Source organism: Bradyrhizobium sp. AZCC 1610 (assembly GCF_036924515.1).
Taxonomy (GTDB): Bacteria; Pseudomonadota; Alphaproteobacteria; order Rhizobiales; family Xanthobacteraceae; genus Bradyrhizobium.
Genome location: NZ_JAZHRR010000001.1, coordinates 4,008,140 through 4,021,623, shown reverse-complemented (window position 1 = coordinate 4,021,623; position 13,484 = coordinate 4,008,140). Strand labels below are relative to the sequence as shown.

Below are 13,484 nucleotides of genomic sequence, written 5' to 3'. Positions count from 1 at the left end.
TTCAGAAGCCCAGAGGTGAGGAGCGTCCCATGAATTTCGATTTGTCAGAAAAGCAAAAGGAATGGCTGAACCGCGTGCAGGCGTTCATGAAGACGCATGTCCGCCCCGCGGTTCCGATCTACGACAAGCAGGATGCGGAGGGCCCGCGCTGGAAGGTGATCCCGATCCTCGAGGAACTGAAGAAGAAGGCGAAGGCCGAAGGCCTCTGGAACATGTTCATGCCGCCGAACGCGCATGAAGACGATGAATTCCGCGGCGCGGGATTGACCAACCTCGAATATGCGCTGCTGTCGGAAGAGATGGGTCGCATCTCCTGGGCCTCGGAGGTGTTCAACTGCTCCGCTCCCGATACCGGCAACATGGAAGTGTTCATCCGCTACGGTACCAAGGAGCAAAAGCGGAAGTGGCTGCGGCCGCTGATGGACGGCGAGATCCGCTCCGCCTTCCTGATGACAGAGCCCGCGGTTGCGTCATCGGACGCCACCAATATCGAAACGCGCATTGAGCGCGATGGCGACCACTACGTCATCAACGGCCGTAAATGGTGGTCGTCGGGCGTCGGCGATCCCCGCTGCAAGATCGCGATCCTGATGGGCAAGACCGATCCGAAGGCGGCGAAGCACCAGCAGCAGTCGCAGATCCTGGTGCCGCTCGACACCCCCGGCATCAAGGTGGAGAAGATGCTGCCGGTGTTCGGCTTTGACGACGCGCCGCACGGTCACGCCCAGGTTCTGCTGGAAAACGTTCGCGTGCCGAAGGAAAACATCCTGCTCGGTGAAGGCCGCGGCTTCGAGATCGCGCAGGGCCGTCTCGGTCCGGGCCGTATCCATCACTGCATGCGCACCATCGGCAAGGCCGAGGAGGCGCTGGAGAAGATGGTGAAGCGGCTGGCCTCGCGCACCGCGTTCGGCAAGAAGATCATCGAGCACTCGGTGTGGGAACAGCGCATCGGCGAAGCGCGCGCCGACATCGAGATGAATCGTCTGCTCTGCCTCAAGGCCGCCGACATGATGGACAAGGTCGGCAACAAGACCGCGCAGGCCGAGATCGCGATGATCAAGGTCACAGCCCCCAACATGGCGCTGAAGATCATCGACAATGCCATCCAGGCCTATGGCGGCGGCGGTGTCTCCGACGAGGCCGGCCTGGCGCGCGATTACGCCCATATCCGTACGCTCCGCCTAGCTGATGGTCCGGACGAGGTGCACAATCGCGCCATTGCCAGACTTGAACTTCGGAAGTATGCAAACACTACGCAGTAACGGAGGCGCTAGGATGGCGCTTCCTAAGAAGAAATTTTAAGGGAGCGTCATCGTGGCGGACGGCGTCAGGAAAGACGAAGAGTTCTCGGGCACCAAGGAAGTCGAGGAGCGTCATCGCATTGACGAAGCGAGCCTCGAGCGCTGGATGCGCGAGCATGTCGAGGGCTATCAGGGGCCGCTGACCGTCCTGCAGTTCAAGGGCGGCCAGTCCAACCCGACTTACAAGCTCGAAACGCCTGCGCGATCCTACGTGATGCGCCGAAAACCGTTCGGCAAATTGCTGCCGTCGGCACATGCGGTCGACCGCGAGTTCCGCGTCATCGCAGCGCTCGGCAAGCAAGGCTTTCCGGTCGCGAGAGCTTACGCGCTGTGTACCGACGATAGCGTGATCGGCGCCGTCTTCTACATCATGTCGATGGAAGACGGTCGCGTGTTCTGGGACCCGACGCTGCCGAGCCAGACGCCGGAAAACCGGCGCAAGATCTTCACCAGCAAGATCGAGACGCTGGCAAAACTCCACGTCTTTGACCCGGAGAAAATCGGGCTCGGCGATTTCGGCAAGCCCGGCAATTATTTCGCGCGCCAGATTGATCGCTGGACCAAGCAATACCGCGCCTCCGAAACGCAGCACATTCCGGAATTCGAGAAGGTGGCGGAGTGGCTGCCGCGAACCGTGCCGGTGCAGAAGCGCGTTTCCATCGTCCACGGCGACTATCGCCTCGACAACATGATTTTCCACGCGACGGAACCGCGCGTGCAGGCGGTGCTGGATTGGGAGCTGTCCACGCTCGGCGACCCCATGGCCGACTTCACCTATCTGTTGATGCAGTGGACCATGCCGGGGCTGGCCAACGCCGATCTCAAGGCGCTGAACATTCCGAGCGTGGAGGAGGCCGCGCAGATCTATTGCAACGTCACCGGCACGGAAGTGCCCGACCTCAACTGGTACTTCGCCTATAACATGTTCCGCCTGGCGGGCATCACGCAGGGTATCGCCGGTCGTATTCGCGACGGCACCGCGGCGAACGCCAAGGCGCTGGAATCGGCGGCGCGCACGGTGCCGCTGTCGAAGTCTTCCTGGGAATACGCTCAGAAGGCCGGCGCGACCTAACCCCGAGCCGTTAGTTTTACTTGGCACTCTCTCCGAATATTCGCGGCAGCCTGCTCATGGCGGTGTCCATGGCGGCGTTCACCATGAACGACTCCATCACCAAGGCGGTGTCGTCAGAGATGAACTTCGGCCAAGTGATGCTGGTGCGCGGGCTGTTCGCGATTCTGCTGGTCGCGGCCTTCGCGTGGCATCAGGGCGCACTGCGTCCGCTGCGCACGCTGATGCTCAAGCCCGTGGCGCTGCGGGTGTTCGGCGAAATCGGAGGCACGATCTCGTTCATGGCGGCGGTCGTGCATCTGCCGCTCGCCAATACCTCGGCGATCTTCCAGGCGCTGCCGCTGGCGATCACGCTCGGCGCCGCGGTAATCTTCCGCGAGCCGGTCGGCTGGCGGCGCTGGTCGGCGATCGTGGCCGGCTTCATCGGCGTGCTCATCATCGTGCGGCCGGGGCTGGCGGGCTTCAGCCAGTATTCGGTGTTCGCGCTGGTGTCGGTCGCGTTCTGCGCGCTCCGCGATCTCGCGACCCGAGGGATACCCGCCAAGATCCCGTCACTGTTCATCACCTTGCTGACGACCGTAACCGTGACGGCGGCCGGCGGCGCCATCCTCGTTCCGCTCGGGGGCTGGACGCCGCCATCCGCCAACGCGCTTGGCCTGCAGGCGATAGCCGCCGTGCTGCTGCTGATCGGCTACCAATGCATCATCACGGCGTTGCGCTCCGGCGATATCTCGGCGGTGGCGCCCTTCCGCTATTCTGCGCTGCTGTGGGCAATGCTGCTCGGCTATCTCGTGTTCGGCGACGTGCCCGACGCGATGATGGTGACCGGGGCTGCGATCATCGTGCTGTCCGGCCTCTACGCCTTCTATCGCGAGCGCATCCGTCACCGCGCGCTGGCGGCGGAATCATCCGGCTTTCCGCCCGACGGGTTGTGATTGCATCACCGCCGCCATATCTGCGAAGCTGATGGGAGATGCCCATGATCCAGCAACTGCGCATCTACGAAATATTCGAAAAGAACAAGGCCGCGTTCCACGCCCGCTTTCGCGATCACGCCGCGCGCATCATGCAAACCAGATACGGTTTCCGGATCGTCGCGATGTGGGAAACCAAATTCGGCGACAAGACCGAGTTTGCCTATCTGCTGGAGTGGCCCGACGATGCGGCCAAGACCGCTGCATGGTCGGCCTTCATGGTTGATACCGAATGGTCCGACATCAAGCGCGTGACGCATGCGGAACACGGCTTGATGGTTGGCCAGATCGAGGATCGCTTGCTGGCGCCGACGGACTATTCGCCGGCGAAGGGCAGGAGCCTTCTTGCGGCATCAGCGTAGAAAATCAGTTTCGTGTCCCGGACGCGGCGCAGCGTGTAACGCTGCTCCGCAGAGCCGGGACCTATGCTTGTCACGCGCTGCGGAAGCAATGGGCTCCGGCTCAGCAGCGCATCGCTCCGCGCTGCGCTGCGTCCGGGGAAAGGGGGCGCCGTTAAACCGGCTTTCCCGTATACGGCATCGACGCGGTGAGGCCGCCGTCGACCGGGATCGCCTGGCCGTTGACATAGGAGGCGTCGTCGCTGGCGAGGAACAATCCCATCGCCGCGAGTTCGTGCGGCTGGCCGGCGCGCTTCAAGGGATTGAGCTGGCCGATCTTGTCCTGGGTGCCGCGCTCCTTGGCGCGGTCGAACACCGGCTTGGTCATGCCGGTTTCGATCAGGCCGGGGCATACCGCGTTGATGCGCACGCCGGTGCCGGACAGCGAGTAGGCGGTGGTCTGCACCAGGCTGATGACGCCGGCCTTGCTGGCGCCGTAGGGGTGACCGCTGGCGCCGGCCTTGAGGCCCGCGACGGAGGCGGTGCAGACGATCGAGCCGGACTTCTGCTTGATCATGTGCGGCATCGAATGCTTGATGGCGAGGAAGGGGCCGATCAGATTGACGCGCAGAACTTCCTGCCAATGGTCGACGGTCTGCTCGGCGAGCGGCACCAGCCCGCCGCTGACGCCGGCATTGGCCCAGATCGCATCGAGCCTGCCATATTTCGCCACCGCCTTGTCGATGAAGGCCTTCACGTCGGCCTCCGACCCCGCGTCCGCCATCACGGCCTCGACCGTGCCTCCGGCGTCGCTGACGAGTTTTGCGGTGTCCTTCACGCCCTCGGTGCGGTCGACGATAACGAGCTTCGCCCCCTCCCTGGAAAACAGCACCGACGCGGCGCGCCCGATGCCGCTTCCAGCACCTGTGATGACGACGGATTTGCCTTCGAGGCGGCCCATGAGTCTCTCCCTGATAGTGTTATGCGTGTCGGCGTCTGCCGCCTTGCGGAATTTCAAACAAGATTTCAAACGCCGAAGCACTTGAGGCGACGAATACACTGACGTACAGCGACAGCGAACAGTATTGAAGGGTTTTGGCGATGTCCAATCCAGGCAAATCGTTGACGGTCACGACACGATGGTGGTGGATACGCCACGCGCCGGTGCGCGAAGACAACGGCTGCATCTACGGGCAGAAGGATCTCGGCTGCGACACCACCGATCGCGTCGTGTTCGAGGCGGTCGGAAAGATCCTGCCGCGCAACGCGATCTGGTATGCAAGCAATTTGAAGCGCACGCATCAGACCGCAAACGCGATCTGGGCTGCAGGCTTCCCCAAGCCATCAGACATGCCGCACGTGAACGCGTTTGCCGAGCAGCATCTCGGGCAATGGCAGGGCATGAACCGCGCGGCATTCCTCGCGAGCCGGCCGATCGGCAGCAGCCACTGGTTTGCGGCGATCGACGAGCTCCCGCCCGGCGGCGAGAGCTTTATGGACCTCTATAGCCGCACGTGCGGTGCGATCGAGCGCATCAACGCCGAGCAGGCGGGCAGGGACGTCATCGTTGTCGCGCATGGCGGCACGATCAGGGCCGCGGTCGGGCTTGCACTCGGCGGTCAGCCGGAGAAAGGTCTCGCCTTCGATATCGACAATTGTTCGGTGACGCGGCTCGATCATCTCTCAAGCGCCAATCACACCGGCTGGCGGCTGCCGATGGTCAACCAGCAGCCGTGGATCGCGGACGCCTCGCACAACGCCATGCATCAGCCGGCGGGACCGGAGGTCGAGCCGCCGTCGACGAAACTTGGCTGAGCCTTAAGTTGTCGAGGACCGCAAAGGCTGCTTAGTTCGAATTCAAAGACGAAACCGGCATCGCGCTGGACCAACATCTGGGAGAGAGACATGAGCTTGTTCGATATGACCGGGAAAGTCGCCGTCATCACCGGCTCCACGCGCGGCATCGGCCGTGCCATCGCCGAGCGCATGGCCGAACACGGCGCCAAGGTCGTGATCTCCTCGCGCAAGCAGGACGTCTGCGACCAGGTGACCAAGGAGGTCAACGAAAAATTCGGCAAAGGGACAGCGGTTGCGATCGCGGCGAACATCTCGAGCAAGGAAAATTTGCAGAACCTGGTCGACGAATCCAACCGTGCATTCGGCAAGATCGACGTGCTGGTCTGCAACGCCGCGTCCAATCCCTATTACGGTCCGCTCGGCGGCATTTCCGACGACCAGTTCCGAAAAATCCTGGACAATAACATCGTCGCCAACAACTGGCTGATCAACATGGTGGTGCCGCAGATGATCGAGCGCAAGGACGGCTCGATCGTGATCGTATCCTCGATCGGCGGCCTGAAGGGTTCGACCGTGCTCGGCGCCTACGCGATCTCGAAGGCGGCCGACATGCAGCTCGCGCGCAACCTCGCCTGCGAATACGGCAAGCATAATATCCGCGTGAACTGCATCGCGCCCGGCCTGATCAAGACCGATTTCGCCAAGGCGCTGTGGGACAATCCGGAGACGCTGAAGGCATCCACGGCGCGTTCGCCGCTGTTGCGTATCGGCGTGCCCGACGAGATCGCGGGCGCCGCGGTGCTGATGGGATCGAAGGCGGGTGACTTCATGACCGGCCAGACCATCGTGATCGACGGTGGCGCGACGATCAGTTGATCTCGTGTCCCGGACGCGGTGCAGCGTGAAACGCTGCTCCGCAGAGCCGGGACCCATGCGACCGCGGAAGATGTGGGCCCCGGCTCAGCGACGCATCACTTCGTGCTGCGTTGCGTCCGGGGCACAAGACCTCATTCCACCGCGGCGTACACCAAACCCCGCAGCATATTGCGGATATATTCGCGCTGGCCGGGGCCCTGCATCATGAACACCGTGAACAGCTCTTCCGCGGGATCGATGAAGAAGAACGTGCCGGCCATGCCGCTCCAGAAGAACTGGCCGAGCGAGCCCGGGAACGGCGCGATGCCTCGGTGAGTGCGAACCGCGAAGCCGAGGCCAAAACCGTGGCCGGGCGGCATCAGCGGCGAGTCGACCTTGACGCCGGCGCTGAGATGGTCTGAGACCATCAGCTCCAGCGTCTTGCGGCCGATGATCCTGTTGCCGTCGAGCGCGCCGCCATTGAGCAGCATCTGGCAGAACCGCGCATAGTCCATCGTGGTCGAGACCATGCCTCCGCCGCCGGATTCCATCACCGGCTTCTCCAGCATGTTGAAGAGCTGCACGTTGTCGCCGTTCCACGGATCGGTCGGGAACGGTTCGGCGAGGCGGCCGGCGTTGGCTTCGCCGGTGTGGAACGCGGTCTCGGTCATCTGCAGCGGCGCCAGGATGCGTTCGGTCAGGAAGGCGCCAAGCGATTTTCCGGAGACGACCTCGATGATGCGGCCGAGCACGTCGGTCGAGCGGCTGTAGTTCCATTGGGCGCCCGGCTGGCAGATCAGCGGCATGCCGGCGAGCATGGTCGCGTGCTCGGCGTTGGTGATCTTGCGGCTGCGCAGCCGCGACTGCTGGTAGAGCTGCTGGACCAGGCCGTTGCCGGTGTGGTCGTAGGTCAGGCCCGACGTGTGCCGCAACAGGTCCTGAACGGTCATCTGCCGCCTGGCCGGTACCAGGTCGAGCTTGCCGTTGTTGTCGACGCCGACCTTCTGCTCGGCAAACTCCGGAATGAACTTTGCGACGGGATCGCCCAGGATGAAGTGGCCGTCCTCGACCAGCATCATGATGCCGACCGAGACGATCGGCTTGGTCATCGAGAAGATGCGGAAGATGCTGTCATGCGCCATCGGCGTGGCTGCCGCAGGATTCTGGCGGCCGATCGCATCAAACCACCCGATCTGACCGCGCCGCGCCACCATGACCGTGGCCCCGGGGAGGGTTCCCTTGTCGACCTCGCGCCTGAAGGCATCCGACATCCGCTGCAGGCGGACGCTCGAGAGCCCGATGGTTTCCGGCTTGGCGTTGGGGAGAGGAGGGATCTGGGGGGCGGATGTTGGCCGGGCGGCGGTCTGCGCGTTCATGGTCTCTCCCGTTGCGCTTGTTGTTTGTGGTGGCCAAGTCTGGCTCAGAAGCCCTGCTTTGGACAGGGTGCAAGCCGCTTCGCCCTTGCATTCGGGGCATGCCCTATGCTTGAAACGGCGCGAAGCGGCGTACGCGCCGGTTCCCTGCAGGAGTGTAGCTCAATTGGTAGAGCACCGGTCTCCAAAACCGGGGGTCGCAGGTTCGAGCCCTGCCACTCCTGCCAGCTAAATCAAATACTTATGCTGATTTTCGAGGATTGCCGATGAGCCTGTTCAGGCGCGCGCCCGGTGATCGATCAGGGCGCTGCTAGGCTGGGTCCTGGAAACTAGCCGAAGAATGCGCTGAGCACCGCGACGTCAGATCGGGCGGGGGCCTCGCCCCGCAGATCGGCGTCGATCACCCGCCGGCATGCATCGATCGTGATGCTGTCGCCGAGGTCGTTCGCTGCGTCGAGCACGGTCCAAGCCGTCTCGCCCGAGGGCTTTTCCTGGTCTTGGCCTAGCAGAGCCATGGTCTCGTTCCCGTTTCCCCGTCAATGGAGCCTGCAGCATAGCGGCAAGCTTTTAAGAACCAGATCGCGGTCTTGCAGGCATTTGAAGGGAGGCGGTACTGGGGATTAACCAATGACAGGGCGGCCGCCGCCAAGGGGGGTGATAGCCCCGCGGCACCCCGTACCTTGACCTTTTGCCCGGCCGGCAGTAGATACCCGCCACCTGCAGCCGGCCCGCCTAGCGCGGATATCCGGCGCGGCTTTGAATTCCCCCGAACAATCGAGCCCGCTTGGCGGCTCATCCTTCGAGAGAGGGCTGGGCGCGAGAGGGCTGTTCGGATTCGCTTTAAATCACAATCGTCTCACGAAGGACGCGGTAACCAACGATGGCTTTCAGCCCGTTCAAATTCCTGCAGGAAGTGCGCTCGGAGACCGCCAAGGTCACCTGGCCGACGCGCCGCGAGACGACGATCACCACAATCATGGTGTTCGTGATGGTTGCACTGGCGTCGATCTTCTTTTTCATGTCGGATCTGGTCATCCGCTTCGTTGTCACTTTCCTGCTGGGCGTCCACTGATGAGCACCGGAACCCAAACCATGGACAAGCGCTGGTATATCGTTCACGCCTATTCGAATTTCGAGAAGAAGGTCTCGGAATCGATCCGGGAGCAGGCGAAGCAGCGCGGGCTTGAGGATCTGTTCGAGCAGGTGCTGGTGCCGACCGAAAAGGTCACCGAAGTACGCCGCGGCCGCAAGATCGACGCCGAGCGCAAGTTCTTCCCGGGCTACGTGCTGGTGAAGATGAAGCTGACCGACGAGGCGTTTCACCTGATCAAGAACACGCCCAAGGTCACCGGCTTCCTCGGCGCCGAAAACAAGCCGATGCCGATCTCCGAATCCGAGGCGATGCGGATCCTGCACCAGGTGCAGGAAGGCGTCGAACGTCCGAAGGCGTCGGTGTCGTTTGAAATCGGCGAGAACGTCCGCGTGGCCGATGGGCCGTTCGCGTCGTTCTCCGGCGTGGTTGAAGAAATTGACGAGGCGCGTTCGCGCGTGAAGGTCGCGGTGTCGATCTTCGGCCGCGCCACGCCCGTCGAACTGGAATTCGGTCAGGTCGAGAAGGTCTGATCGGAGCGGCGCGAAGCTCTGCCTTCGCGTCAATTGAGGCTGTGGGAGGAAGAGGGCGGTCGCCAACCGCTCTTCAACCGAACCACGGACCCTGAAACAGCCGGCCCCGGCCGGCACAACAGGAGCGATAAATGGCAAAGAAAGTGACCGGATACCTGAAATTGCAGGTGCCGGCCGGTGCGGCGAATCCTTCGCCCCCGATCGGTCCCGCGCTTGGTCAGCGCGGTCTCAACATCATGGAATTCTGCAAGGCGTTCAACGCGCAGACGCAGAAGGAAGAAAAGAACACCCCGATTCCGGTGGTGATCACGATTTACGCCGATCGTTCGTTCACCTTCGAGATGAAGACCCCTCCGATGTCGTTCTTCCTCAAGCAGGCCGCCAAGATCCAGTCCGGTTCGAAAGCTCCGGGTCGCGACACGGCCGGCCAGGTGACCCAAGCGCAGGTGCGCGAGATCGCCGAGAAGAAGATGAAGGATCTCAATTGCGATTCCATCGAGTCGGCCATGAAGATGGTCGAGGGCTCCGCCCGTTCGATGGGTCTTGAAGTTGCGGGGTAACGGGCCATGGCAATCGGAAAACGTTTGAAGAAGGCCCGCGAGGGTGTCGACCGCGAGAAGCTCTACCCGCTCGCGGATGCCATCAAGATGGTCAAGGAACGCGCCAAGTCGAAGTTCGACGAGACGATCGAGATCGCGATCAACCTCGGCGTCGACCCGCGTCACGCCGACCAGATGGTTCGTGGCGTCGTCACTCTGCCGAACGGCACCGGCCGCACGTTGCGTGTCGGCGTGTTCGCGCGCGGTGCGAAAGCTGAAGAAGCCAAGGCGGCGGGAGCTGACGTCGTCGGCGCCGAAGACCTGGTCGAGAAGGTGCAGGGTGGCACGATCGACTTCGATCGCTGTATCGCAACCCCCGACATGATGCCGCTGGTCGGCCGCCTCGGTAAGGTGCTCGGCCCGCGCGGCATGATGCCGAACCCGAAGATCGGTACGGTGACGATGGACGTCGCCACCGCCGTGAAGGGCGCCAAGGGCGGCTCGGTCGAATTCCGCGTCGAGAAGGCCGGCATCGTGCAGGCCGGTATCGGCAAGGCGTCGTTCTCCGAAGAGAACCTGGTGCAGAACGTCAAGGCGCTGGCGGATGCGGTCGCCAAGGCGAAACCTGCCGGCGCCAAGGGCACCTACATCCAGCGCGTGGCGGTCTCCTCCACCATGGGCCCGGGCGTCAAGGTCGAGCCGGGCACGCTGCTCGGCTAGCTCGTTGCGGCTTAAGTGAATAGAGGGGCGGAATCGGGAAACCGATTCCGCCCTTTGCGTTTTGCGATGCTTTGCGTAATCGTCGCCGTGCCGGACTTGGCAAGAAGGAACAACAATGCCCGAGAAAGTCCTGATCTATTCGCGTTTTCCAAAGGCCCAGATGGAGCGTTTCGGCGAGCGCTACGAGTTGCTCAACGCAGCTGGCAAGCCGCCCAACGAAGTGTTTTCTGCCGAACAGCTCGCGGACATTCGCGCGATGATCACGGCCGGCGGCACGCCGCTCGGCGCTGGCGCAATGGACATGCTGCCCAAGCTCGGCGCCATCGTCTGCTACGGCACCGGCTACGACGGCGTCGATCTGGCTGCGGCGGCGAAACGCAACATCGCGGTCGGTCACAGTCCGGGGGCGAATGCGGCGTCGGTCGCCGACATCGCGGTTACTTTGATGCTGGCGACCACACGGCGACTGCTCGTGGCGGACGATTACGTGCGAGGCGGGAGCTGGGCGGCTGCAAAACCTTCGCCGATGATGCGCCCGCAGGCCGGCATGCTCGGCCGCAGGATAGGCGTCTACGGCATGGGCGAGATCGGCCGCAAGATCGCGGCGCGCGTCGCCGCCTTCGAGACCGAGGTCGGCTATTTCAGCCGCAGCAAGCACGACGTTCCCTATCAATATTTTCCGACGCTCGATGCGCTGGCCGAATGGTGCAGCGTCCTGATGATCGCGGTGCGGGCCGGAGCGAATACCAACCACGTCGTCGATGCCAATATCCTGAAGAAGCTCGGCAAGGATGGTTACGTCATCAACATCTCGCGCGGCTCGGTGATCGACCAGCAGGCTTTGGTCGCGGCGCTGACCGACCAGACCATCGCCGGCGCCGGACTTGATGTGTACGCGAAAGAGCCGCATGCGCCGGATACCTTGACGGCGCTGCCCAATGTCGTGCTCTCGCCGCATATCGGCGGCCATACGCTGGAATCGCATGTCGCGATGCGGGACTGCGTGCTGGCCAATCTCGACGCGTTCTTTGCCGGCAAGCCGCTGCCTTACGCGGTGCCGATCGGCTGACGGCTTCAGTGCATCCCGGCAGCCGGCAGGTGCCGCAGCTTGTCGGGATTGCGGACGATATAGATGGCGGCGATTTTCTCGCCATCGATGGCCATGCTTATGGTGTGATCGAGCTCGTTGTCCAGATAAAGCAGGGCGCCGACCGCGCCGTTGATCATGGCGGGCTCGATGCGGATTTCGTGGCCGGCGTTCTTGGCGGCAATCCCGATGAAGAAGCGCGCGACCTTTTCAGCGCCGATGATCGGATTGCGCGCGGCGGTCTTGCGGCCGCCGCCGTCGGTGAGTGCCACCGCATCCGCGCGCAGAAGTTCGGCGAGCTGCGCGACGTTGCCGCTGGCTACCGCTTCGCTGAATACCTGCAACAGGCGGGCGTGATTGTCCGGCGCTTTTGCAGGCGCCGGCCGATTGTCGCGTACTGCGCGGCGGGCTCGCGAGGCCAGTTGCCGGCAAGCCGCCTCGGTGCGGTCGAGCATGGCGGCGATTTCGGGGAACGGCGTGTCAAAGACGTCGTGAAGCAGGAAGGCCGCGCGTTCCAGCGGCGATAGCCGGTCGAGCGCCAGCAACAAGGCGAACGAGAGATCGTCGGCGAGTTCGGTGGCGGCATCGGCCGACAGCCCCTCTGCGTCGAACACCGGCTCGGGGAGCCACGGCCCGACATAGACTTCCCGCTGCACTTTCGCGCTCTTCAGGCGATCGAGACAAAGCCGGGTCACGACGGTGACGAGAAACGCCTCCGCGTTGTGCACGTCCTGCGCGCCGGCAAAGCGGAGGTAGGCATCCTGCACCACGTCTTCCGCGTCGCTACGGCTGCCGAGCATGCGATAAGCGAGCCCGAGCAGGCGCCGGCGATGGGGCGCCAGCGGGTCGTTGTCATGCGGCCTGTTTGACGACATCGACATTGTTTCCGCCCACGGCGACGCGCCGGCACTCCTTGGCATAGCCGAGCCCCGCCTTCACCATCGGGAACATGCGGCCCATTTGCAGCGCCAGCGTCAGATCTATTACGCCTTTCTGGCCCCATTGGGCCCGGACGGCGTCGCGAAACTCGTCCTCCTCGACGGCCCGGCGCACCACGGCGTCGGCGAAACGGAATCCGAGCGTGGTCGCCTCATTCATCGCCCGGGGATCGCGGCGGAGAACCGCCTCGATCTGGTCCCTGGGCATGCCGGCTTCTAGCGCCATGTCGACGACCAGTTGCGTGCAGGGCCCGCAATCCTCGGCCAGCGCGCCGACGATCTTGGCTGCGAAACTCGCGTCGATCGGGACCGCCTCGCGATGGGCGGATGCCTTCATGACGGGCGCGAACTTGAAGAAGGCGGCAGGGGAATTATTCAGCATCATCTCGAGATAACTGACGTCGTACCCGTAACGCCTGGCAAATGCGCGCAGCGTGCGGCGCGCGATCCAACTACGCATGATTTTCTCCTTGGCTGGGGAAGGCGGAATAGAGGGCGGCTGCCGACGGCAGCACGATGGCGAGGAGGTCGAACGCGGCGTGATGGTCGTGGCCGCCTGCGATCATCACGAGGTGGATCAAAGCGTGCGCGGCCAGGAAGCCGGCACCCGCAACGGCTGCCGGCCAGTACCGAGGGCGCCATGCCCGCGCGGCGAGCGCGAGGCCGGCCACCAGGAAGGCGACGCCGATGTCCTGGACGAAATGCGGGTTAAGGGGACCGGTCTCGGATACCCCCGGAACGGTTTCGTACCAGAGGGGACCGGCAGCCAGCATCGCCAGCCCGTTAAAGAGGGTGGGTATCGCGAGAATTGCTGCTATCAGACGCCGCATGGGAACCTCCTGCGGCCAAGACGAGCGAGGCGGCCCGGGT

17 protein-coding genes and 1 tRNA gene are annotated in these 13,484 nt (G+C 63.4%); 12 read left to right on the top strand and 6 right to left on the bottom strand.

All coding sequences use genetic code 11. The features are described 5' to 3' along the window. Positions 1-29 precede the first annotated feature (29 nt). The 4 genes from V1279_RS19975 to V1279_RS19960 are packed head-to-tail and all read left to right on the top strand — an operon-like array spanning position 30 to position 3,706. Complete coding sequence (locus tag V1279_RS19975) at positions 30-1,262, top strand: acyl-CoA dehydrogenase family protein (protein ID WP_334439156.1); 1,233 nt, start codon at positions 30-32, stop codon at positions 1,260-1,262. Positions 1,263-1,314: 52 nt separating this feature from the next. Further along, positions 1,315-2,373 carry a phosphotransferase family protein gene (locus V1279_RS19970; RefSeq protein WP_334439154.1) on the top strand — a complete coding sequence of 353 codons (1,059 nt, stop codon included), beginning with the start codon at positions 1,315-1,317 and terminating at the stop codon, positions 2,371-2,373. Between the two features lie 20 nt (positions 2,374-2,393). Next, positions 2,394-3,305 (top strand): DMT family transporter, encoded by a 912-nt coding sequence (locus tag V1279_RS19965; protein WP_334439150.1) that lies wholly within the window; start codon positions 2,394-2,396, stop codon positions 3,303-3,305. Positions 3,306-3,349: 44 nt separating this feature from the next. After that, positions 3,350-3,706, top strand: coding sequence for an NIPSNAP family protein (locus V1279_RS19960; protein WP_334439147.1), 357 nt, complete (start codon positions 3,350-3,352; stop codon positions 3,704-3,706). A 151-nt stretch (positions 3,707-3,857) separates the two neighbouring features. Here V1279_RS19960 and V1279_RS19955 read toward each other — a convergent pair whose 3' ends face one another. After that, a complete protein-coding gene (locus tag V1279_RS19955; protein WP_334439144.1) occupies positions 3,858-4,643 on the bottom strand; it encodes an SDR family NAD(P)-dependent oxidoreductase in 786 nt (261 codons plus the stop codon). Between the two features lie 140 nt (positions 4,644-4,783). Between V1279_RS19955 and V1279_RS19950 the strand changes: the two genes are divergently transcribed. Both V1279_RS19950 and V1279_RS19945 read left to right on the top strand, forming a co-directional pair. Further along, positions 4,784-5,497 (top strand): histidine phosphatase family protein, encoded by a 714-nt coding sequence (locus tag V1279_RS19950; RefSeq protein ID WP_334439142.1) that lies wholly within the window; start codon positions 4,784-4,786, stop codon positions 5,495-5,497. 90 nt (positions 5,498-5,587) lie between these two features. Beyond that, the gene (locus tag V1279_RS19945; RefSeq protein WP_214491114.1) at positions 5,588-6,355 is read left to right on the top strand and encodes an SDR family NAD(P)-dependent oxidoreductase; all 768 of its coding nucleotides are present in this window, start codon (positions 5,588-5,590) and stop codon (positions 6,353-6,355) included. A 131-nt stretch (positions 6,356-6,486) separates the two neighbouring features. Here V1279_RS19945 and V1279_RS19940 read toward each other — a convergent pair whose 3' ends face one another. Continuing rightward, a complete protein-coding gene (locus tag V1279_RS19940) occupies positions 6,487-7,710 on the bottom strand; it encodes a serine hydrolase domain-containing protein (RefSeq protein WP_334439137.1) in 1,224 nt (407 codons plus the stop codon). A 148-nt stretch (positions 7,711-7,858) separates the two neighbouring features. Here V1279_RS19940 and V1279_RS19935 point away from each other — a divergent pair. Further along, a tRNA-Trp gene (locus tag V1279_RS19935) sits at positions 7,859-7,934 on the top strand. A gap of 102 nt (positions 7,935-8,036) precedes the next feature. Here the strand turns inward: V1279_RS19935 and V1279_RS19930 are convergent. Next, on the bottom strand, positions 8,037-8,222 hold the full coding sequence (locus tag V1279_RS19930) for a hypothetical protein (protein ID WP_334439135.1): 186 nt from the start codon (positions 8,220-8,222) through the stop codon (positions 8,037-8,039). Positions 8,223-8,587: 365 nt separating this feature from the next. Between V1279_RS19930 and secE the strand changes: the two genes are divergently transcribed. The 5 genes from secE to V1279_RS19905 all read left to right on the top strand — a co-directional run bounded on the left by secE (position 8,588) and on the right by V1279_RS19905 (position 11,658). Continuing rightward, positions 8,588-8,779 (top strand): preprotein translocase subunit SecE, encoded by a 192-nt coding sequence (secE, locus tag V1279_RS19925; RefSeq protein WP_334439133.1) that lies wholly within the window; start codon positions 8,588-8,590, stop codon positions 8,777-8,779. Positions 8,780-8,799: 20 nt separating this feature from the next. After that, a complete protein-coding gene (gene nusG / locus V1279_RS19920) occupies positions 8,800-9,330 on the top strand; it encodes a transcription termination/antitermination protein NusG (RefSeq protein WP_247787048.1) in 531 nt (176 codons plus the stop codon). Positions 9,331-9,461: 131 nt separating this feature from the next. Then, on the top strand, positions 9,462-9,890 hold the full coding sequence (gene rplK, locus V1279_RS19915) for a 50S ribosomal protein L11 (protein ID WP_334439131.1): 429 nt from the start codon (positions 9,462-9,464) through the stop codon (positions 9,888-9,890). 6 nt (positions 9,891-9,896) lie between these two features. Continuing rightward, positions 9,897-10,589, top strand: coding sequence for a 50S ribosomal protein L1 (rplA, locus tag V1279_RS19910; RefSeq protein ID WP_334439129.1), 693 nt, complete (start codon positions 9,897-9,899; stop codon positions 10,587-10,589). 115 nt (positions 10,590-10,704) lie between these two features. Continuing rightward, complete coding sequence (locus V1279_RS19905; protein ID WP_334439127.1) at positions 10,705-11,658, top strand: 2-hydroxyacid dehydrogenase; 954 nt, start codon at positions 10,705-10,707, stop codon at positions 11,656-11,658. A gap of 5 nt (positions 11,659-11,663) precedes the next feature. Here the strand turns inward: V1279_RS19905 and V1279_RS19900 are convergent, their stop codons facing one another. Genes V1279_RS19900 through V1279_RS19890 form a run of 3 tightly spaced genes read right to left on the bottom strand, consistent with a single transcriptional unit; the run spans position 11,664 to position 13,444 of the window. After that, positions 11,664-12,551: a sigma-70 family RNA polymerase sigma factor gene (locus V1279_RS19900; protein WP_334439126.1), complete on the bottom strand. Its 888-nt coding sequence runs from the start codon at positions 12,549-12,551 to the stop codon at positions 11,664-11,666. Then, positions 12,529-13,074, bottom strand: a complete 546-nt coding sequence (locus V1279_RS19895) for a hypothetical protein (RefSeq protein ID WP_334439124.1) — start codon at positions 13,072-13,074, stop codon at positions 12,529-12,531. The genes V1279_RS19900 and V1279_RS19895 overlap by 23 nt, the downstream gene beginning before the upstream one ends. Next, complete coding sequence (locus V1279_RS19890; protein ID WP_334439122.1) at positions 13,067-13,444, bottom strand: hypothetical protein; 378 nt, start codon at positions 13,442-13,444, stop codon at positions 13,067-13,069. The genes V1279_RS19895 and V1279_RS19890 overlap by 8 nt, the downstream gene beginning before the upstream one ends. Positions 13,445-13,484: the final 40 nt, after the last annotated feature.